We start from the raw sequence: 21717 nt of genomic DNA, 5'->3' as shown, positions 1-21717 counted from the left end.
TTTATCTGACGTTCAGAAAGTTATTGTTATCAAACTTATCAGGCACATGCGAGCTGCCCAAAGTAATGCGTTTCAGTTTCTTTGTGGTGGTTAAAGGAACTGATATCACTTTTTCTCCCAATTCCCAGACACCTACCGACTGGTGTAGTTTTTGTGTACTGTTATCTGAATAGGTCAGGTTCAGGTCTACCGGCAGCGGTCTGCCTCCCTTATTTTCTACCTTTATGGTATAACCTCCGCCAGTTTTCTCAGCGGATACCAAACCAAGATCATTCACGCCGCCCTCAAAAAACCAGCGTTTCCAGAACCAGTCCATATTTTTGCCGGCACCTTCGTTCATACTGTAGAAGAAGTCAAAAGGCATTGGATGTTTACCATGCCACTGCTCAATATAGTGATGTAATGCTTTGGTAAAGAGCTCGTCGCCGAGATAATCTTTGATATAGAGATAACCCAAACCTGGTTTGGGATAAGAATTGGTGAAAGATGCTACGCCCTTCAGATCCGGGGTGAGTGTCATGATAGGGGTATCACTGCTGGTACCCGATGATATTGAAGTAGCGGAGATTCCGTAGTCATCCACAATTGAAGAATCAATCATTGGAGAGATCGTCCATTCCCCTATCGTGGCCCAGCCTTCATCCATCCATCCGTATTTGGTTTCATTGATGCCCATATAAAAGGGGAACATCGTATGGAAAATCTCATGGTCGGTCAGCGTAATGGCATCCTCACGTTTCGATGTGGGGTTGTCATTCACCATCATTGGGTATTCCATCTGGTCTAAGCCATCAAAAACAGTCTCATGCTGGTATGGGAAAGGCCATTTAGGGAATTGGTAACTCATGGCCTCTACAGTCTTCCGCGCGAAGTCGATCACTTCATAATAGTCCTTATGGCTGGCATTAAACGCTGCATCTACGCGTGTTCTTCTGTTTGTCTTTGGGTCTACCACCAGGCTGCTGGATTTCCAGAGGTAGTGGTTGCTGAGGGCAAATACAAAGTCCGTCACGTTTTCCGCTTCAAATTTCCAGGTCTGGCTACCCTTTCCTGAGGTTATCTTTCCTGAAGCCAGATCGGCAGGGCTGATCACATTCACTACAGAATCCACCTTCTCAGCGAGCGCAATCTTGCCGGCAATTGCAGGGTTGAACACACTTTTAGTATTCGTGAGGTCGCCCGTAGCCCAAAGGACATAGTCGCCCGGCACCGTTACAGCTGCCTTGAAGTTACAGAAGTCGTTGTAGAACTCGGCATCACCCAGATACGGAAACTTGTTCCATCCGTCAATGTCATCGTACACAGCGATCCTCGGGAAGAAGTAAGCAATGAAAAATGCTCCTTCATCTACCTGTCCCGTTCTGGTATGGGAACCTTTGTTTACCGTATACTGGTAGCTGATATTCAATTTTGCGGTGGCTCCCGGTGCCAGTGGTGTAATCGCAGTATGCATGTTTGTACCATCGATGTTGATCGCTGAGGCATCAATAGTTTTGCCATTCAGTTCCATCGCACTGATCACTACTCCCTCATTCTGGTCCTTCTCTGCGATCTTTGAAGTTCTGGGAACACCTTTTTTATACAAGTTTGGATAAAGCTTAAACCAGAGTTCCTTCAGCACATCCGGGCTCTGGTTTTTATAACTGATGGCAACCGTACCTTTTAAGATACGTGTTGAGGGATCGAAACTAACCTTCAGGTCATAATCGGCCGTGTTCTGCCAGTATTTTGCTCCCGGTCTGCCGCTGATATCCCTTGTTCCTTTAGTATAGGCCTGCTGCACAGTCGCGGGTACAGGTAATGATTGTTGTCCAAATGCAGACAGCCCCATCGTACTGATGAGGCTGACTAATATCAATTTATTCATTAAAATAGATTACTTTCCAAATTTCATTTTTAGCTGCTCCAGCATGTCAGAAGTAACTTCAACGGCAGGTTTTTCTTTTTTCGGCTGCTGCTGGAATGATTTCCTCGGCTGACCGGAATTTTTATTTTCAGCACCCTTAGCGCCATCGCCTGATTTGGCATTTTCGGCCGACTTCACATGGTCTGCATGTTTTACCCCTTCATTAGATCTCGCAGCTTCCGCAGGTTTTGGTGTCTGATGTTTTGCAGCCCTTGCCAAATCTTTCTTTTTGTTCCATCTCAACCAGATCTCTTCCAGTTTCTTTTTTGTATACAACGGGAAATCACCCTGTTTCATCCAGGCATAATAACTTGGCTCCGAATCAAAAACAGATTCTACAGAACGGTTTTTATGTTTTCCGAAGTTGAATACTTCTTCTCCATTATCATTGAATACCATTCTGCCGGCAAAGTCTACCGGTTTATTCATATTTGTAAAGGTATGCAAGGCATGTACATCATTTTTTACCGGCTGCGTAATGTTACCCTGTTTGTCCTCAAAGTCTGCATTTTCATAACGCTCCAGCTGTGCCAGCAATACATGATAGGTTGCTGTGATATCAGCTTCTGCAGAGTGTGCATTGATAATATCTTTATCACAATAGAACTTGTATGCTGCACGCAGGGTACGCTGCTCCATCTGGTGGAAGATATTTTGTACATCTACAAACTTCCTGTCGCTCATATCAAAATCTACACCTGCGCGCAGGAATTCTTCCAGCAGCACAGGGATATCAAAACGGTTGGAGTTATATCCGGCAAGGTCAGCATCGCCGATAAATTCGGCCAGTTCTGCCGCTACCTCAGAAAATTTCGGGGCTTCAGCGATATGCTCATCATAAATCCCGTGGATCAGTGAAGATTGCAGGGGAATAGGCATTTCAGGATGAATGCGCATAGTTTTCACCACTTCAGTTCCGTCTGGCATGGCCTTTAAGATTGCAATTTCAACAATGCGGTCAGCGCCTACATTGACACCGGTGGTTTCCAGATCAAAAAATGCAAGAGGGCGGATTAAATTTAACTTCATTATAATTTCAATTTTTTGTTGTCGGTTTTGTACTTAGCTCAGAAAAATAATCCCTAACCCTATACCTATGATCATAATAAGATACATCAATATTTCGGTTGTAGCAAATTTTTTATATTTAGTCCAGAAAGAAATCTCGTGCTTCGGTTTCATGGTCTTTTAAATCACTTAATTTTTTACCGGACCTGCTTTTTTCAGGACATTCTGGTAAGCGGGCAGGCTCATATCATCCACAATTACTCCTCGTGTTGTCGACGCATGTACAAAGAATCCATGATTCAAATAAACGCCCACATGGTCTATCTCATTGCCTCCAAACGAGAAAAACACCAGATCTCCTTCCTTTAGTTGTCCCGGGTTTTTGTCTTTGATTACCTCTGCCTGATCTCTCGATCGCCTTGGGAGTTCCAGTCCGTAAATCTCCCTGTTCAAAAGTAAGGCAAATCCTGAACAATCTATGCCCCTTTTGTCCAATCCTCCCAATTTATAACGGACACCCGTCCAGTCGGTAATAAACTTATACAATGATTTGCTTTTCAGATCAGCCATTGCTTCTGCAGCCTTTGCGGCTTTAGTGCTGTTGCTGTAGCTGGCCGGCCTTCTGCTCCCGCAGGAAGATAGAAAGACCAGCGCGGCCATGGTGATCACAAGGTGGAGAGAGTCTTGGCGGCGCAGGTTAAGTATATTCATATTATTGTTTGATCAATCTTTGGATTTCATCCAGTTTCAGCAATGCTTCTACCGGCGTCAGCACATTCACATCGAGGTTGTTGAGCATATCTCTGATCTGGACCAGCACAGGGTCATCCACGGCAAACATATGCAGCTGATAGGCCTGGTTCTGTACCTTCTTGATACTATCTTTGATACTCTGACCTTCCGTTCTGTCAATTTCCAGTTTCTTCAGGATTTCATTGGCGCGGCTGATGAGCTTTGGAGGCATCCCGGCCATCTTGGCCACATGGATACCAAAGCTATGTTCACTACCACCAGGGATCAGTTTACGGAGGAAAATCACTTTATTGGACATCTCTTTCACAGAGACATTGAAGTTCCTGATCCGCGGCATTGTTGCAGCAAGTTCATTCAACTCGTGGTAATGCGTAGCAAACAGGGTTTTCGGCCTTGCCGAAGGATGTGTATGCAGAAATTCTGCGATAGCCCAGGCAATGGAGATACCATCATAAGTACTCGTTCCCCGACCGATTTCGTCCAGCAAAATCAGACTGCGGTCGGATATATTATTCAGGATGCTGGCGGTTTCATTCATCTCCACCATGAAGGTACTTTCTCCCGATGAAAGGTTGTCTGAGGCCCCCACACGGGTGAATATTTTATCTACCAGGCCAAATGTGGCAGCTTTGGCGGGCACAAAAGAACCCATCTGCCCCATCAGTACGATGAGGGCTGTTTGTCTGAGTATGGCCGACTTACCCGACATGTTCGGACCAGTAATGATAATAATCTGCTGGCTGTCGTTATCAAGATATACATCATTGGTGATATACTCATCACCAGTGGCAAGACGCTTTTCAATCACAGGATGTCTTCCACCCTTGATGTCAAGTACTTTAGAGCGATCCAGTTCAGGTTTCACATAGTGGTTGCTGATGGCAAGCTGGGCAAAACACAGCAGTACATCCAGCTGCGCTGTAAGGTAAGCGTTTAGCTGTATCGGGCGCATATAGGCTGCCACCTGTTTTACCAGGGCCTCGTACATGCGGACCTCAATCATCTGGATCTTATCTTCTGCCCCAAGAATCTGCTCCTCGTATTCCTTTAACTCCGGAGTGATGTATCGCTCTGCGTTTACCAGCGTCTGTTTACGCGTCCATTCGGCAGGCACTTTATCTTTATGTGTATGCGTTACCTCCAGGTAATAACCGAATACATTATTAAAAGATATCTTCAATGAAGGGATGCCAGTATTGGCTGCCTCCCGTTTCTGGAGCTCTACAAGGTAATCTTTACCCCCCACCGAGATGGCACGGAGTTTATCCAGTTCTTCATCAATACCGTCAGCAATCACATTTCCTTTCAGCAGCAAAGCCGGCGGGTCCTGCTGGAGCTCGCGTTCCAGCTGTTCGCGGATGCTGAGACAAGGGTCAAGCTGATCAGCCAGTTGCTTCAGATAAGGGTTATTGGTATTTAGGGCAATGTTTTTTATTTCTTCAATAGAGTACAGCGATTTCTTAAGCTGGCAGAGCTCTCGCGGGCCGCATTTCTGCATTCCCACTTTAGAGATCAGCCTTTCCAGATCGCCTATCTGTTTGATATGCGTGAGGAAGTTGCTCATGAGATCCTCGTGTTTCACCATAAACTCTACCACACCCAGACGTTCCTGTATAGGTTTCAGTTCCTTTAGTGGCATCACGATCCATTTGTGCAGCATCCTTGCTCCCATCGGCGTCGAAGTCTGATCGAGCACGTTGAAAAGCGTCATGGCATTCTCGTTGGCAGAGCTCACCAGCTCCAGGTTACGCACCGTAAAGCGGTCGAGCCACATATAATTATCTTCTTCCAGCCTCGAGATAGAAGAGATATGTTTGAGGTTGCGGTGCTCCGTTTCATTGAGATAATGGAGCACGATACCTGCTGCAACAATACCGGATTGCAGCTTATCTACACCGAAGCCTTTTAAAGAACTGACTTCGAAGTGTTTATTCAATATTTCATTGGCATAGTCGCTGGTAAAAGCCCAGTCGTCCAATGCATACGTGTAAAATTTATCACCAAACTGCTCTACAAACTGCTGGCGCTTGCTCTTTTGAAAAACCACCTCCGTAGGTTTAAAACCAAGCAGGAGCTTATCAATATATTCTGCATTTCCCTGCGCTACGTGAAACTCACCGGTAGAGATATCAACAAATGATACACCTATGGATGATTTATCAAAGTATACAGCAGCAAGGTAATTGTTCGATTTCTGGTTGAGGATGTTATCACCGGTTGCTACACCGGGAGTAACCAGTTCAGTTACACCTCTTTTTACGATAGTTTTGGTCGTTTTAGGATCTTCCAGCTGGTCGCATATCGCTACACGCTGACCTGCGCGCACGAGTTTGGAGAGGTAAGTATCCAGAGAGTGATGCGGGAAACCGGCGAGCTCGCTGTTGTCGGAGCCATTGGCGCGCCTGGTAAGTGTAATGCCAAGTATCTGAGAGGTTTTGATCGCATCTGCTCCAAAAGTCTCATAAAAATCACCTACTCTAAACAATAACAATGCGCCAGGATATTTCGCCTTAATCGTATTGTACTGACCCATTAACGGTGTTTCCTTAGTCTTTTCTTTAGCCAAAATATATATTACGTTACAAAAATGTAAATATACTACCTCTGGTTAAGCTTTGGGCTTTTTTTTGAAAAATAGAGATTTTTAAGCAACAAGAACAAGCTCTGAAGCCATCAATAGCCCCCTTATCTTGTTGTTAATATAAATTAAATTAATTGATTATTGACTTTTAAATCCAACAGAATTACGTTTGCAGACAGTAGATAAATTAATTTAAAAATTTAAACCTCATATAAAATCTATTGGAACAGATTAACAGTACTTATATCAGACAATTTATACAGAAAAAAGAATTTGATCTGAGGGCTACTCAGACCAAATTGTGTACCCCTATAATAAGTCGCATGTGTAAAAAAATGAGATACGGAATCAAATTTGAAGACATTAAAGTATGTGACAACCTGATTATAGACGGGCATCATCGATATGTATCGTCACTCATCACGGACTTTGGTATCATATCAGTGCCAGGACTTAAGAGTCATGCTACACGGGCATATGAATGGCACAATGTGGAGTTTGATGACAATGATTGGGATACGCCTTTAAGAATTAGTTATCTCAATAAGCAAGATGCAGCGTATAACGATGTAGATCTAGAAACTTTAAAGAGAATAATATCTTATTAGAAATAATTTTTAAATTTGTATTGATGAATGTGTTATTGGATATAGACGGTGTAATGGTTCCTGTGCAATCCTGGAAAAAGCCTGAATTTCTTCGGGACGGATTTCCTGTGTTCAGTCCGAAATCAATCCAGGCGCTGCAGAAAATAATTGATCATACACACGCATCCATCATTTTAACAACATCCCATAAGGCAAGTTACAGCATTGCTGAATGGAAAGATATTTTTATCCGAAGAGGTATAGTTATAGCTGACATTGACCGTCTGCCAAAAAATGAGCAGAATCTAAGCCGGAAAGATGAAATTTTAAGCTGGTACACTTCAACTGATCATTCTGATGAAAATCTTGTGATCATTGATGATGATAAATCTCTGAATGCACTACCTCAAGAATTAAAAAAGAATTTGGTGATGACAAGTTCCATGATCGGATTAACCGATGAACTGGCAGAAGAAGCGATTTCGATCCTCGAAGCGGGGGTACTTATCCCCGCCTAATATGACCTAAGCAGCATTCAGACCGAGGCTACAGTTGTTTGATATAACTTAAAAACAAAGCCAGAGCCTCACGCTTTTTATCAGTCAGCTCAAAATCCAGTTTGTTCATCAGGTAATCTTCAAGATCAAACTGAGGATGCTGAGGCAGCGTTTGCAAGACAGCTGCACGGTTTGCCAGCCCCATTTTCAGCGCTGCATTAAACTCCGTAACAAAAGCTTCCGGAATTTCCCTGTTGGCAACCCAGGCTGCGTATACGAATGGTAATCCCGTAAAGTTCATCCACTCCTCCCCCATATCATAGGCAAAGTTATAATCATCCTTTTTACCGAAAGTCCTGTCGCCAATCAATACGATGGCATCAGTTTCGGCATCCTGATCGGTAGTAACGGTAAACTCTGTTTTGAAATAGAACTTCAGCAACACCTGCGCCAGGTTATTGGAAGTCCTTGATTGCGGGTCGAGCTTCAGCGTTTTGATTTCCGCTGCAGGCACATTGCTAAATATAAACACCGAGTTTACAGCACCTACAGAGCCAATGCAGTAATCAGAAATGATATGTGCGTTACTGACAAATGGAATCCCCGCCACAGGCATCAATCCCATATCTACCGATCCGTCAATCACCTTTGCAGCGCAATCCGCCGGTATATCCAGGCTTAAATCTATCTTTTCTGCTACTGCAGAACTTTCAATGCCGTAAATGAATGCCTTGGTATTGGTATAGGCAACGGCAGAAATTTTAATCTTATCCATTTAAATGATCGGTATTGTTTGAATCAGTGATCGTGAAGAGATCAGCTGTTAAACTTACTCTGTAAAGTCCGGTATTCTGGTGCGGGAAATCGTACATCGCCGACAGTGGCCTGCCACTGAAAAGACACATCAGCAAACGCAATGCGCGGCCATGCATACATACCAGGATTAGTTTTTCCTCAGGTCTGCTTTTGATCACTTCGATGATCTCCTTCAACCTCAGCGCCACATCGTTAGGGCTTTCGCCACCTTCAAAATGCGCATCAAAGTCGCCCGCCTGCCATTTCTCCGTCATGTCTTTGAAAGCACCAATGGTATGCTCACTCGTTTGAGTCCCTTCCCATTCGCCCCAGGCCAGCTCGTCCAGCTCAGGGTGTTTCTCCCAGGGAAGACCTGCGTCAATAAATTGCTGAACAGTCTGTTGTGTACGTTTGAGTGCTGAAGTATAAACTTTATCAAAAGGGAGATCTTTGTATAAGTTATAAAACGCAGCAGCCTGTGCCCTGCCGGTATCATTCAGATCACTGTCGATACCACGGCCCTGTATAATTCCCTGTTTATTCAGATCCGTCTCTCCATGACGGATGATATATAATTCCTTATCCATTAATTAATTGATGACCGGCAACTTATAAAACTGTGGTTTTACATCTTCTTCAAATACAAAATCAGTATAATCGGTAACTACATTGTATAACGTATCTCTTTCTATGGGCTGGCGTTTCACCTTTTTGATCAGCTCTACCAGATCTTTGGTACTCATACCCGGCGTTTGCTCTTCTGCACCAGCCATAGAATAGATCTTCGTGGTATCGTCAAGCGTACCATCGATATCATCCACACCAAAATTCAGTGATAGTTGTGCCGTTTGTCTGCTGATCATTGCCCAGTATGCTTTGATATGGTCAAAGTTATCCATATATATCCTCGCAATCGCATAGTTCCTCAGATCCTCAATCACAGAAACCTCAGGCACATGGTCCATCTGGTTATTCTGATTACGGAATTTCAATGGAATGAAAGCCTGAAAACCACCCGTTTTATCCTGTAGCTGACGCAGCCTTTCCATATGGTCTACGCGATGCCAGAACTGCTCGATATGGCCATATAACATCGTTGCGTTGGTACGCATACCCAGTTTATGCGCCTGCTCGTGGATGTCCAGCCATTGTTCAGCGTTACATTTGTCGTTCGCGATCTTCTCCCTTACTTCGGGATGAAAAATCTCTGCACCCCCACCCGGCATAGAATCCAGACCAGCCTCCTGCATATATTTCATCCCGTCATAATGACTCAGCTTAGCTTTTTTGAAGATGTAATAGTATTCTACAGGCGTCAACGCCTTGATATGAAGCCCGGGGCGGTGAGCTTTAGTTCTTCTGAAGAACTCCGCATAGAAATCCAGATTTTGCTTAGGCACCACACCACCGGTGATATGTACTTCAGTAACAGGCTCATCATCGTATTTCTTCAATGAATCTATCATCTGATCCACACTCATTTCCCATCCCTCTTCCTTATTTTTGATCAGGCGCGAGTAAGAGCAGAAATTGCAGGTATAGACACAAACGTTGGTAGGCTCAATATGAAAGTTACGATTAAAGTAAGTTCTGTCACCGTGTTTTACTTCTCTGATATAGTTGGCTAAGACGCCGAGAAAACCCAGTTCGGCATGTTCGTATAAGTAAACACCCTCATCAAATGTAATTCTCTCTTTATGCTGGACTTTTAACGCGATATCTTTTAATTCCTGAGCCAGACCGGCATCATTCAATATAAAAGTCAACTTTTGCTTGGTATCCATAGGTTTGATTAAAGATCAAAAGTAAGATAAAATCAATAGATAGCTGCGTAACAGCCCTGTTAAGCTGTCAGACTTATGTCAAAGCTGGCGTCGGGTAGACTATTTTGAAGTCCTCAGTGCCTCTCTGAAGTACTTTAACGGCACAAACAGCATTCCGAAACACTCTCCCTCTTCTTTTCCCAGATGCTTGTGGTGCACCTTGTGGGCTTTGCGCAATGCACGAAAATAGAAATTATTCGTCCTGCTGAACAATTTAAAGCGCTGATGGATCAGGATGTCGTGCACCATAAAATACGCCAGTCCGTATAAGGTGATACCCACGCCGATATAAAAGAGAAAGTTAAGTCCCGCGATGAATGTACCCAGCAGGAAAAATCCCATGGAGATGCAGGCAAAGATCACAAAGAAGTAATCGTTCTTCTCAAAGAAATTTGGCGATTTGTTGTGGTGATCATCGTGCAATACCCAAAGCAGACCATGCATAATATACTTATGTGTTAACCAGGTTACACATTCCATCAGGCAAAAAGTAATCAGTACAATTCCTATATTAATCAGTATGGTCATTTCTCACACTCTTTATTTTATCCAACATTAATTTGAACCAGCTTGTATACACACCCGGATTTTCCTCCATATCGGCTTCGATATCATCCAGGGCCATGTACTTCCAGTCGGCCACCTCAGCAGGATTTGGCACAGGCGTCTCATTGCTTTCGCCAAAAAACACATGGTCGAACTCATGCTCCGTCAGTTCCTCTGTCAAAACTGCCTTGTAGGTAAAGCTAAACTCATACGTCAAATTACAGGCCATTCTCATCTCTTCCATCAGCCTCCTGTTGGCCGCTTCTATCACCACCTCCCCCGGCCGGGGATGTGAGCAACAGGTGTTGGTCCATAATAAAGGAGAGTGGTATTTTTCCGCTGCCCTTTGCTGCAGGAGCAGTTCTTTCCTGTCATTAAAGATAAACACCGAGATCGCCCGGTGTAATAAAGCTTCCTGGTGTGCCTGCAGCTTTTCCATTACCCCTATTTCATTATCCTGTTCATCAACCAGTGAAACGTATTCAGTCATATTCAATATTCTATCAGTATTTATAATGTTTTGATCAGGTTTTTCTCTTCTGCACTGCAGTATGGATTGATCAAAAGATAGTTTTTTATTCTTTTATATAATTCGTGATCTGCGTGTGCCTGCTCATTTTTCAGGTAACTGATCAGGAAATTTTTGTCGGCTTTGATATTTGAACTGTACCTCAGCAGCGAGGGAACATTGCTCTGCGTAGTTAACCTGAAATAATGTAGTTCGGCAGCGTCTGGGTCCCTCTGCAGGGCTGATTCCAGGAGTTTCTTTCCACGGTTAAAATGCCTGACACGGCTTACCGGGTTTATCATATGTTTGCAGAGCATAAACTCAGACATCGCCTGAAAACCCACCATTACCGGTGTATCTGTCTGTTTAATATTTTTGAGCTGCGAATAAAATACATTTGCAGCCTTCTCATCTGCGAGCGACTGATCCAAAAGTTTGCGGCAGGCATTAAGTTCAGGAACGGAAGTATAAAAGGACAGCAGCATCAACAAAACTAACCTCATATCATTCCAAAGCTATGTTTGACGTACGATCCTGCCAGAAGACCCAGTTTTTTGGCGTTAGGAATACGGATACGTTCAGACATGACATTTACAGAAGATACAGATTTAATCTTATTGAAGAGGCTTTTATAATAGATGTATGCTACATATACCCCAAACCTCGAACTGCGCGGCAGCTCCTTAATTCCAGCTAATGCCGCAACAAAGTCGGCCTCAATATCCTGTTCAATCTCCTTTTTTTCCTTCTCTGAAAACACGGAAAGATCAACCTGCGGAAAGTAAACCCTTCCCAGCACTTCATAGTCATTCTTCAGATCCCTCAGGAAATTCACCTTCTGAAAGGCCGCACCAAGTTTCATGGCAGCAGGTTTCAGTTGTTGATAGAGCTCTCTGTTATTTTCTGTAAATACCCGCAGACACATCAGGCCTACCACTTCTGCCGAACCCAGAATATATGTTTCATAGGAATCTTCACAATGTGCAGTCTGGTCGAGATCCATTTCCATACTCGCCAGAAAGCAGTCGGTCAGCTCGCGTTCGATACCATAGTCATTGACCACCTGCTGAAAGCTGTTGAGGATAGGGTTCAAACTGATCCCCTGCTCTATAGCCCTGTAGGTTCCGGTCTTAAAGTCAGCCAGCAGCTCCTGCTTGTCATAGCCATGAAAAGAATCCACGATCTCATCTGCAAGACGGACAAAACCATATATACTATAAATGGCGTTGTGGAACTTTTTATTCAGACAGCGGATGCCCAGCGAAAAGCTGGTGCTGTAAGTTTTAGTCACTATCGTGCTGGACGCTATAGATATCTGATCGAAGAGTTCTTTCATAATTGTGTGTTCTTAAAATACTTCTCCAATTCATTTGCAGCTACCTGACCAGAGATCAGTGCCGGTGGAACGCCCGGTCCGGGCACAGTAAGTTGTCCTGCATAGAACATGTTTTTCACCTTTTTGTTCTTCAGGGAGGGTTTTAAAACTGCAGTTTGCATGAGTGTGTTCGCCAGTCCGTAGGCATTTCCTTTATAAGCGTTATAATCTTCTGTAAAATCGTTAATGCAATAGTTCTTTTTATAAACAATCTGTTCCTTAAAGCTTTCGCCACAAAAACTTTCCATTCTTTTGATAATTCCGTCAAAATATCCCTCCCGGGTTTCTTCATCGTCTTTTAGTCCTGCAGCCACCGGCACCAGGATAAAGACATTTTCCATCCCTTCGGGAGCTACTCCGGGGTCAGTTTTTGAAGGACAACAGACGTAGAACAGCGGATTTTCCGGCCATTGCGGGGTACTGTAAATATCATGTGCATGCTGTTCAAAATCAGCATCAAAAAACAAGTTATGGTGTAGCAGTTTATTCAGTTTTTTGCTTACTCCCACATAAAAGATCAGACAGGAAGGTGCAAAAGTCTTTTTATCCCAATATTTTTCATCGTAATTCCTGTAGGCTGCATCCAGCAAATGCTGTTCTACATGGTGATAATCTGCTGCCGCGATCAGTCCGTCGGCAGGAAAAAGTCCGGCACCTGTTCTCAAGCCTGAGACCCTGCCACCTGAAACTTCAATATGATCAACCTGAATGCCGGTTTTAAATTCTACACCTAAGGAGACAGCCAGGTCTTTCATTCCTTCCACAATTTTGCACATACCGCCCACAGGGTAAAATGTTCCCTGTACAAGAGCAGAGTAGTTCATCATTGTGTAGAGCGCCGGAATCTTATTCGCCATCGCTCCGAGAAAGAGCACAGGGAATTCCATCAGTGCTACCAAACGTTTATCTTTAAAATATTTGCCCACATAAGAGCTGACAGAACTGAAGAGATTGGCATTCAGCATGCCCTTTACGACATCCATATTTGCATATTCCATCCAGGAGAAAGCTGGTTTGTACACCAGGTCTTTCATGCCGACTTCATACTTAAACAAAGCCTCTTTCAGAAATTTGCGCAGGGCGACGGCGCTGCCGGGCTCAATAGATTCGAAGATCTGTTCCAGCTCGTTCATGCTGGCAGGTATTTCAATGACATCCTCCTGGCCAAAGATCATCTGAAAGCCGGGATCCAACTGTTTCAGTTCGTAATAATCTGAAGCAGATTTACCAAAGGCGGCGAAAAAGTTTTCAAACACATCGGGCATCCAATACCAGCTGGGGCCCATGTCAAACGTAAAGCCTTCGGCGCTGTAAACCCTTGCTCTACCACCTATAGCGCTATTTTTTTCGAAGACAGTTACCTGATGTCCCTCTTTTGCTGCAAAACAACAGGCCGCCAAACCAGAAAAACCGCTACCAATAATGGAAATTTTTGCCATAGAATGAAATACTTGAACATGGGATTAAATTTATTCCCTATTCGTATTAATTTTATTAAAATACAGAATTTTGCCTGTAAAAAAAAGCTGCCTCCAGGATTTCTGAAGGCAGGCCTTATATATATAGATGTACTATCCCTATCGAGATTAGCTCCTGAGCTGCTATTTTGCAGCTTTAGTAAAGTTTAAAACGATATTAGCTGGTCCGTTTCCGTACTCAACAGGAGATTTCAGGATCAGCTGATCTCCGGATGTTGAAGCCAGAATCAATCTGTAACCATCAGCAACATTTTTCGCTTTGTCGCCTTCATTTAGTTTTTTAAACTGGAAGGTTTCATCAGCAGTGCTTACCGACCAGAAAATGTCTTGTGTTCTTGCAGGGCAATCTGCAGTTCCTGGTAAAGTATAACTACCATTTCCGCTGTTTGTCAGTCTCCAGGTACTTCCGATAAAACATTTGTACGAAGCTTCGCTAAACAGCGATCTCACATTTGATGCAGGGACACCTTCAAAGGTTACGTCGTTTAAAACCCAGTTACCTGTTACTGCTCCCCTTCTCAGGTTTGTACTGGCAGAAGAACTCTTTGTGCTGGAGCAACTTTGTAAAACCATCAATGAACTGCATAAAATGGCTGCTATTACTAATATTCTTTTCATAAAAGTCTTTTTTGATTTTACAACTTACATAAATCCTGCCAAAAATGGTACTGGCAAATCCTGTTATATCCTAAACTATTGCGGCACAGGATCTGAAAATTAACTTCAGTAATGCCATCAGATGAGAGATCTCAGGAATAAGTGCATTTTGTCCGGAAAATGTTTCAGGTGTTGACTTGTCAGGTCAGGCCTCACAGAATTAAATTTTGTCATTCATACTTCTATAACTATAGATGGTATTTTCCGGAAAATCAGAGGAGCCCATCAGGCGATCAGATCAGTCTTTTGAAATTTATGAAAGAAAAAGGCAGCACAACATCAAAAAGTAAAAGAGTTAATATTCTCATATACAATATTATATCAAAATTTCCGAATAATATTTTGAAAATAAAAAGAGTTGCCTTACATTTGTGGACATAAAGCGAAAGCTTTTCGAGTCAACCCCGGCATTTTACAGGTTTGATTTATAAAGAAGTGGCGAGAGACAGGCTCTGTGACCCACTGGCAACCCTCCCTTATGGAGAAGGTGCCAATTCCTGACCAGTTAGCGTATTGCTTTCTGGAAAGATAAATTTAGACAAATGAAAACACAAACAAAACAATCGCTAACCAGCGTAGAGAATCAGGTCATGTTACACACAGCAGCTTTCGCCTGTATGTGCTGTTGCCATAACTAAGCAATCATCATCCATTGTATCATTCAGCAGGAAGAGCGCTCAGCAGAGTTGCAACTTTCTGTACTCTACATACCAGAATAACCTAATGTCATCAACAGCCGTATACCATCACAAAAAATCATTTAAATTAGAAAACGGGAAAAAGCTGCGCGAATTGCGTATCGCCTATCATACCTATGGTAAACTCAATGCCAAAAAGGATAATGTGATCTGGGCTTGCCATGCTTTAACCGCTAATGCAGATGTGGCCGACTGGTGGAAGGGTCTCTTCGGTGTCAATTATTTGTTCAATCCTGAGGAGCACTTTATCATCTGTGCCAATGTTTTAGGATCGCACTATGGCAGTACGAGTCCGCTGGATGTTGATCCGGTGACAGGAAATCCTTTCTATCTTTCTTTTCCGGAATTTACCATCCGTGATCTTGCACAGGCACACCAGCTGCTGGCAGATCATCTGGGCATCAGCAAACTGAAAGTGCTGATTGGTGGTTCTCTGGGTGGACAACAAGCTGCTGAATGGGCAATTTCCAATCAGATCGCAATTGATAATCTGATTCTGGTAGCCTGCAACGCATTTCAAACTCCCTGGGGGATTGCCTTCAATGAGAGTCAGCGTCTGGCCATTACTGCCGACCGCAGTTTCTTTAACCAGCAGGCAGATGGCGGCATGAAGGGTCTGCAGGCAGCAAGAAGTATTGCCCTGCTTTCTTACCGTACCTACGAGGCTTACAACGCCACACAGGTGGAGAGTGTAAATGACAAAACCGGCGATTTCCGCGCAGCTTCTTACCAGAAATACCAGGGCGAGAAGTTATGCAAAAGGTTTAATGCCTATAGCTACTGGTACCTCACCAAGGCCATGGACAGCCACAATGTGGGCCGCGGAAGAAAAAGCGTAGTGGATGCACTGAAAGAGATCAAAGCAAATACGCTGGTGATCGGGATTGAGAACGACTTCCTCTTCCCTATCAATGAACAGGAATTTCTGGGAAAACATATTCCTGGAGCTGAGTTCCACAGCATCAAATCGGCCTATGGCCATGACGGCTTCCTGATCGAAACGGATATCCTGACCAACATTATCGGGACCTTCCTGAAGGAAAGCGCAAATAAAAAAATTGTTAAACTGCATAAAATAGCATAATGAGTAAGAAACTTAAAATTGGAATATTTGGTTTTGGAGTGGTTGGACAGGGACTGCACGATATTATCCGTGGTCAGGACCTGAACCTGGAGATCATCAAGATTGCCATCAAAAACCCAGATAAGAAACGGAGCCTTGACGCTAACCTCTTTACGACAGATCATGATGAGATCCTGAACAATGAGGAGATCAATACGATTGTGGAGCTGATTGACGATGCGGATGCAGCTTTCCAAATCACAAAGAAAGCGCTGATCAATGGTAAACACGTCGTTTCTGCCAATAAAAAGATGATTGCCAACCACCTCGAAGAACTGGTGGAGTTACAGGAAAAATATAACACTTCGCTATTGTATGAAGGCGCGGTATGCGGTAGTATCCCGATCATCCGTAACCTGGAGGAGTATTACGACAATGAGTTGCTGCATGGTATCAGCGGTATTTTCAACGGTTCATCCAACTATATCCTTTCGAAAATATTTAATGAAAACATGCCTTATGATGAGGCGCTGAAGCAGGCGCAGGACCTGGGCTTTGCAGAAACTGATCCGATTATGGATGTGGGAGGTTATGATCCCAAGTTTAAACTTGCTATCGCTACGGCACATGCCTATGGTTTGTTTATCAATCCTGAGAAGATCCTGAATGTAGGTATCCAGAACCTCTCGGAACATGATATCCAGTATGCAAGAGAAAAGAACTTCAAGATTAAACTGGTACCTACGGCACGCAAGATCAGCACGAAACAGGTGGTTACCTATGTGTTGCCAAAGTTTGTGAAGTCTGATGATTTCCTGTTCAATGTAGAAAACGAATACAATGGCGTTACCGTTCAGGCCGCATTTGCTGATAAGCAGTTTTTCTTTGGGAAAGGTGCCGGTGGCCACCCTACAGGTGCGGCTGTACTGTCAGACATTGCAGCGCTGAGATATGGATACCGTTATGAGTATAAAAAATACCACCAGCACAACGGCTTAATTCATACCGACAATGTAAATATTGAGGTTTATCTGAGATACACACATGAGTACACGCTGGACAAACTGAAGGTTGAAAATATCGTGGAGCGTTTCTCAAGAAACGATTACAAATATGTTATTGGCAGTGTGAGTTTAAAATCGCTGCTGGCCAATAAAGATCTGCTGGAACAAAAAGATGTATTCATTGCCAATACAGGCAGGTTTACGTACACAGAACAACAAATACAGTCGATTGCCGCCGAAGAAGTTTTAGTAGGTTAAACTTCTTCGTATTGCGGAGAATAAGTATCTTGTTCTCCGCAATATTTTGATAAAATGTTAAAGACAGGCATTCTTTTTCTTTTAATTTTCCTTTTCATATCAGAATCTTTTTGTAAGCAGAAAGAGCACAACCGCAGCATGGTCAAAGCTGCACGTGCTGACGCAAAACATTCCAGGCTCGACAATGCGATCTGGAAAAAATACCGTCTTAAACTCAACCATACTTCAGATTATTTCAAACCAGATACCGCTGACATCAAAAACCCTGTTCTGCTTCAGGATTCTGTATATGTGGAGGCCTACCGCGTGGAAGCTTACAAACGTTATAAACGGCAACATACCCCATGGCATTTTCTCGCTGTTGGCGGCAGTATAGCTGCCGGAGCATTTATTCTCCTGGGCGCAGTTGTCATCATCGCCTATACCGCAGCAGAAAGTTAGATTACTTTCTGGCTTCCAGCAATCGCCTGTATCCAGATACCAGCAGCAAAATGATAATCCCCAGGTAGATCAGAAAACTCTGCCAGATCTTTAACCATGAAAAGTCGTGGTAGTCTTTCGCATTAAATTTAGGTATCGCATCTGCATCAGCAATACTGAATGTACGATAGGTATTTTCATCAGCCATTTTTGGATAGTAGAATTCCTGCGTTTTCTTCCTGAATCTGTCAGTGTCCATACTAAACTGGTTAAACTGGTACCAATGGCTACCTGCAAGCGCAGATAAGCGCTCCTGCATCATCAATGCCGGACTCAACAACTGCAATTGCCTGATGCCTTCCTGCTGTTTCCGGATTTGCCCGTACAGTTTTTCTTCAGCCACAGCTGTAGCCTGGTCCTTGATTTCCTGGCTTTTGTAAACAATCACCCCATAGCCATATACCATGCCCGGCGTAACTACAGAAGCCTGTCTGATCATCGACTTCGGACTGCTGAATACCTCTTTAGTCAGATCCTGACCATCTTTCTCGAAATAAGCATTGATGGCATCCCTCTCTGCTGTCAGCATATCAATCCGGCTCGGTATCGGATATACTTTGTTCAGACCGATCTGTAAAAGATTGGGAATGATAATTCCTGTGAACAACCAGATAAAGATCAGCACCATCGCGTTTACATTTGATGTCATGGAAAAACTGTTTACCAGCAATGCCAATGCAAACCAGAAGGCAAAATACAGTGACACTTCTGCCATGATCCAGGTCCAGTTTACGGTAAAGAGAGCATCACCGCCGATAGTAATCATCAGCACGGGGATCACGATCAGCCAGAAGAAGCTGGTAAATAACAGGTAGCGGATACCCATCCGGCAGATCATCATCTGCGCGATGGACTGGTTACTGGTCTTCAGCAATACCCAGGTTCCCTGCTCCTTTTCAGCTGACAACACATTGTAACTAAATACAATGATCAGCAGGGGAAAAAGATAAATCACCACAAAAGCAAAGTCGAAATTGCCGATAAATTGCAAAAAGCTGTTTTCTATCTCCGACTCATAGGTCAGGTATTGTTTTTTATTGATGTATACTTTGTAGTAAAATGGCTGCACATCACTCTGACCGATACTGAGCACCTGCAGCGGGAAGGGTTTTTTAACCGCATAATTTGGTCCTTCGTTTCTGGCGGTATTGTAGGCAAATGTGGGATCGTCCCATATAAACCCGGGATACACCATTTGATGAGCCTCAATACGCTTGATCCGCGTTTTCAAGCTATCCAGACTCTCTTTTTCAGACTGACTGATTTTTATGATCGTCTGCTCCTGTTTGCGTAGCATGCTGCTGCCAATCCATAGCGCCGAAACCAGGATAAAGATAATCAGCGCTGATAATGAAAGCAGTACCCTGTTGCGCGACAGGATTTTGAGTTCATGCCTGAATAATATATTGATCAGTGGTAGTCTCATCTTTAAACAGTCATTTTTCGGTATGCGTAAACCATCAGACCTGTGGCAAATACTGTCCAGCCCAGAAGGATAAAAATAGAATCTGTAGCATTCGAAATGCGCCAGCCAATGCCTGGTGCAGTATAAGAGAACTGCGGTACGGTTTTCCAGAAGGCATTGCCGGCGACGGTGTTTTTCTGATAGAAATCATCAACGATGACCCCTATCTTGCGTCTGTGTGCTTCAGCTTTGCTGGCAAAGTCGTTATGGGTTTTCATATCTGTGGCTGTAATGCGCATAGAGAAATCCCTGAAAGCGAGAAATGGCGTCAGCCAGGCGCTGTTCAATACCAGCCGGTCCTGTTTTGCCTCATTGTCGTCAACCGCCTGATAAGCCCTGTCCATGACCTGGCCATCAGAATCTTCAAAAAACTCTATCGTGATGGGAATAAAAAAAACAGGCAGATCTTCAATCCTTTTCACCTGATACTGCGCCATGGTCCTCTGTAATAAAGCCTCACGGCGGACATCTTTATGTCCCTCATCTCCTACACCATACTGTTTCTCATTAAAGGTGTTGTTCTCAAATTCAAGTGAGGTGGTTGAGGGATGGATATTCTTTGATAACTCTCCTGCTAACCTTGGCAACAGGAAAACACCGATGAGCCAGAAACCGGACAGGATGATGAGTGAGAGATTCGCAGTTCTGGTCAGCAGTGACACACTTACGCCAATGGTAGTCATCATGGTGGAAAATAGTATCAGGCCCGCAAGATAACAGGCATAAGCAGGCAGCACTCTGCTGATAAAACCCACAGTTTCAGTTTCTGAGATAAACAGGATGAAGGAGGCGGCAGCGATCAGCACTACAATCCCCATCACCAGGGAGAGGCAGGCGAATAACTTTCCCATAAAAATTTGTCGCGGGTTGGCCTTGGAACTCAGCAGCATTTTGATCGTACCATTCTCCCATTCTTTGGAAAAGATATTGTGGCAGATCAGAAAGATAAAAAGCGGCAGGATAAATTCTGTGAAGAAACCGATATTCAGGAAGCCGAAACTTCTCAGCCCCGTAGCATCGCTGATTTCCTTAAATCTCACCACCCCCCTTTTGTGCGGTTCCAGATAAAAGGAGTTCCCGGTATAATCTTCGATACCATTTTCTATCATCGCCATATCAGCCGTAGGTTTATAGGCGTAAAAACCGAAATGGGCACCCAGATGCGGGTTTTTATCCCCCTGGGAGATAAACTGCTGATAGGTTACCTGCTGTGATTCCCTGATCAGATGGCTATGCGTTTGATAATAGGAAGTACCATTGTATAAAGCCAATGCCATCAGTACAATTATCCCTCCCAGCATCCACATCACTTTGGAAGTACGGAAGAGCTCCTTTAATTCTTTTTTAAGTATCAGACCAGTCATCTATATATGCTGTTTTACGATATCAATGTATAGTCTCGTCAGGTCGGCGTGAGATACTTCATCTGATAAAAGGTTGTGTTTTAAAGCACCCTGGTGCATAATGCCGATTCTTGTACCCAGGTTCTTCGCCATCAGCAAATCGTGCGTCGCCATGAGGGTACTTACGCCCTGTTCACTCAGGTTCATGATGATCTGCGAAAACTCGGAGCTGGCATGAGGATCCAGGCCCGAGGTAGGTTCATCCAGGAACAAGGCCTTTGCTTTTTTCACCAGTGCTATGGCGATGCCAACCTTCTGCCTCATCCCTTTGGAATACGATGACACACGTTTATGGATGGCAGAGCGCTGCAAACCTGCAGTTTCCATGAAATGGCTGAGTTCCTCTTTGGAATAGTTGTAACCCGAAAGACCGCTGAAAAACTCCAGGTTTTCCATTCCTGACAAGGTAGCGTACAGGTTAACCACTTCAGGGATGTAAGCAACAAGATCCCTTGTGGCATGATTGTTCAGCGTAACTTCCTGTCCGTCGATAAAAGCATGGCCGCTGCTTGCAGGTATAAACCCAAGGAAGATATTGATGGTGGTCGACTTACCTGCTCCATTGGAGCCCAGAAGACAAAACACTTCACCCTTTTTTATTTCCAGATTCAGCTGGTCCAGGGCGGTATGGTTTCCAAATTTCTTGGTTAGATTTTCTGCTTTCAGCATGGATATGACAGGCTCAGGATGACTTAAACTTCAAAAATTAGGGCGAAAGTACTGTAAATATCTTTAAAATGGTAGTTGACCTGTTTGTTCAAATAATTTTCACTCTCTTTGCCTCTATAAGAAGCTTTTCATTAGGGATTTGCTGCATCGTGGTTTATATTTG

At 43.7% G+C, this 21717-nt stretch carries 20 protein-coding genes and 1 riboswitch; of the genes, 4 read left to right on the top strand and 16 right to left on the bottom strand.

The window, feature by feature from the left end; genetic code table 11:
• Position 1 precedes the first annotated feature (1 nt).
• The 4 genes from OQY15_RS16315 to mutS form a co-directional block, all read right to left on the bottom strand.
• Positions 2-1867, bottom strand: coding sequence for a M1 family metallopeptidase (locus OQY15_RS16315; protein ID WP_265792938.1), 1866 nt, complete (start codon positions 1865-1867; stop codon positions 2-4).
• 9 nt (positions 1868-1876) lie between these two features.
• The gene (locus tag OQY15_RS16310; protein WP_265792937.1) at positions 1877-2935 is read right to left on the bottom strand and encodes an exonuclease domain-containing protein; all 1059 of its coding nucleotides are present in this window, start codon (positions 2933-2935) and stop codon (positions 1877-1879) included.
• A 168-nt stretch (positions 2936-3103) separates the two neighbouring features.
• Positions 3104-3625 (bottom strand): NlpC/P60 family protein, encoded by a 522-nt coding sequence (locus OQY15_RS16305; protein ID WP_265792936.1) that lies wholly within the window; start codon positions 3623-3625, stop codon positions 3104-3106.
• A 1-nt stretch (position 3626) separates the two neighbouring features.
• Positions 3627-6233 (bottom strand): DNA mismatch repair protein MutS, encoded by a 2607-nt coding sequence (gene mutS, locus OQY15_RS16300; RefSeq protein ID WP_265792935.1) that lies wholly within the window; start codon positions 6231-6233, stop codon positions 3627-3629.
• Between the two features lie 646 nt (positions 6234-6879).
• Between mutS and OQY15_RS16295 the strand changes: the two genes are divergently transcribed.
• Positions 6880-7353 carry an HAD domain-containing protein gene (locus OQY15_RS16295; protein ID WP_265792934.1) on the top strand — a complete coding sequence of 158 codons (474 nt, stop codon included), beginning with the start codon at positions 6880-6882 and terminating at the stop codon, positions 7351-7353.
• Between the two features lie 28 nt (positions 7354-7381).
• On the opposite strand, the gene OQY15_RS16290 is transcribed toward OQY15_RS16295, so the two are convergent.
• The 9 genes from OQY15_RS16290 to OQY15_RS16250 form a co-directional block, all read right to left on the bottom strand.
• Complete coding sequence (locus OQY15_RS16290) at positions 7382-8107, bottom strand: menaquinone biosynthesis protein (RefSeq protein ID WP_265792932.1); 726 nt, start codon at positions 8105-8107, stop codon at positions 7382-7384.
• Positions 8100-8714, bottom strand: coding sequence for a histidine phosphatase family protein (locus tag OQY15_RS16285; RefSeq protein ID WP_265792931.1), 615 nt, complete (start codon positions 8712-8714; stop codon positions 8100-8102). Before OQY15_RS16285 ends, OQY15_RS16290 begins: the two co-directional genes overlap by 8 nt.
• Before the next feature lie 3 nt (positions 8715-8717).
• Positions 8718-9911, bottom strand: coding sequence for an aminofutalosine synthase MqnE (gene mqnE / locus OQY15_RS16280; RefSeq protein WP_265792930.1), 1194 nt, complete (start codon positions 9909-9911; stop codon positions 8718-8720).
• 99 nt (positions 9912-10010) lie between these two features.
• Positions 10011-10478, bottom strand: coding sequence for a sterol desaturase family protein (locus tag OQY15_RS16275; protein WP_265792928.1), 468 nt, complete (start codon positions 10476-10478; stop codon positions 10011-10013).
• Complete coding sequence (gene idi, locus OQY15_RS16270) at positions 10462-10986, bottom strand: isopentenyl-diphosphate Delta-isomerase (protein WP_265792927.1); 525 nt, start codon at positions 10984-10986, stop codon at positions 10462-10464. The genes OQY15_RS16275 and idi overlap by 17 nt, the downstream gene beginning before the upstream one ends.
• A gap of 20 nt (positions 10987-11006) precedes the next feature.
• Positions 11007-11507 carry a hypothetical protein gene (locus tag OQY15_RS16265; RefSeq protein WP_265792926.1) on the bottom strand — a complete coding sequence of 167 codons (501 nt, stop codon included), beginning with the start codon at positions 11505-11507 and terminating at the stop codon, positions 11007-11009.
• Positions 11504-12340: a phytoene/squalene synthase family protein gene (locus OQY15_RS16260; RefSeq protein WP_265792924.1), complete on the bottom strand. Its 837-nt coding sequence runs from the start codon at positions 12338-12340 to the stop codon at positions 11504-11506. Before OQY15_RS16260 ends, OQY15_RS16265 begins: the two co-directional genes overlap by 4 nt.
• Positions 12337-13818, bottom strand: a complete 1482-nt coding sequence (gene crtI / locus OQY15_RS16255) for a phytoene desaturase family protein (RefSeq protein ID WP_265792922.1) — start codon at positions 13816-13818, stop codon at positions 12337-12339. Before crtI ends, OQY15_RS16260 begins: the two co-directional genes overlap by 4 nt.
• A gap of 162 nt (positions 13819-13980) precedes the next feature.
• A complete protein-coding gene (locus OQY15_RS16250) occupies positions 13981-14475 on the bottom strand; it encodes a hypothetical protein (protein WP_265792921.1) in 495 nt (164 codons plus the stop codon).
• A gap of 461 nt (positions 14476-14936) precedes the next feature.
• Positions 14937-15049, top strand: a riboswitch (SAM riboswitch).
• A 188-nt stretch (positions 15050-15237) separates the two neighbouring features.
• Between OQY15_RS16250 and metX the strand changes: the two genes are divergently transcribed.
• From metX to OQY15_RS16235, 3 genes are all read left to right on the top strand, one after another.
• A complete protein-coding gene (gene metX / locus OQY15_RS16245) occupies positions 15238-16296 on the top strand; it encodes a homoserine O-acetyltransferase (RefSeq protein ID WP_265792920.1) in 1059 nt (352 codons plus the stop codon).
• On the top strand, positions 16296-17537 hold the full coding sequence (locus tag OQY15_RS16240; RefSeq protein ID WP_265792919.1) for a homoserine dehydrogenase: 1242 nt from the start codon (positions 16296-16298) through the stop codon (positions 17535-17537). Before metX ends, OQY15_RS16240 begins: the two co-directional genes overlap by 1 nt.
• A 138-nt stretch (positions 17538-17675) precedes the next feature.
• Positions 17676-17978 carry a hypothetical protein gene (locus tag OQY15_RS16235; RefSeq protein WP_265792917.1) on the top strand — a complete coding sequence of 101 codons (303 nt, stop codon included), beginning with the start codon at positions 17676-17678 and terminating at the stop codon, positions 17976-17978.
• A 1-nt stretch (position 17979) separates the two neighbouring features.
• Here OQY15_RS16235 and OQY15_RS16230 read toward each other — a convergent pair whose 3' ends face one another.
• Genes OQY15_RS16230 through OQY15_RS16220 form a run of 3 tightly spaced genes read right to left on the bottom strand, consistent with a single transcriptional unit; the run spans position 17980 to position 21554 of the window.
• Positions 17980-19443, bottom strand: coding sequence for an ABC transporter permease subunit (locus OQY15_RS16230; RefSeq protein ID WP_265792916.1), 1464 nt, complete (start codon positions 19441-19443; stop codon positions 17980-17982).
• Between the two features lie 2 nt (positions 19444-19445).
• Complete coding sequence (locus tag OQY15_RS16225) at positions 19446-20846, bottom strand: DUF3526 domain-containing protein (RefSeq protein WP_265792914.1); 1401 nt, start codon at positions 20844-20846, stop codon at positions 19446-19448.
• The gene (locus tag OQY15_RS16220) at positions 20847-21554 is read right to left on the bottom strand and encodes an ABC transporter ATP-binding protein (protein ID WP_265792913.1); all 708 of its coding nucleotides are present in this window, start codon (positions 21552-21554) and stop codon (positions 20847-20849) included.
• Positions 21555-21717: the final 163 nt, after the last annotated feature.

The sequence above is a fragment of the Pedobacter sp. MC2016-15 genome (genome assembly GCF_026239695.1).
GTDB lineage: Bacteria > Bacteroidota > Bacteroidia > Sphingobacteriales > Sphingobacteriaceae > Pedobacter.
The sequence above is the reverse complement of the archived record's forward strand: the minus strand, read 5'-3'. Positions and strand labels throughout refer to the sequence as shown.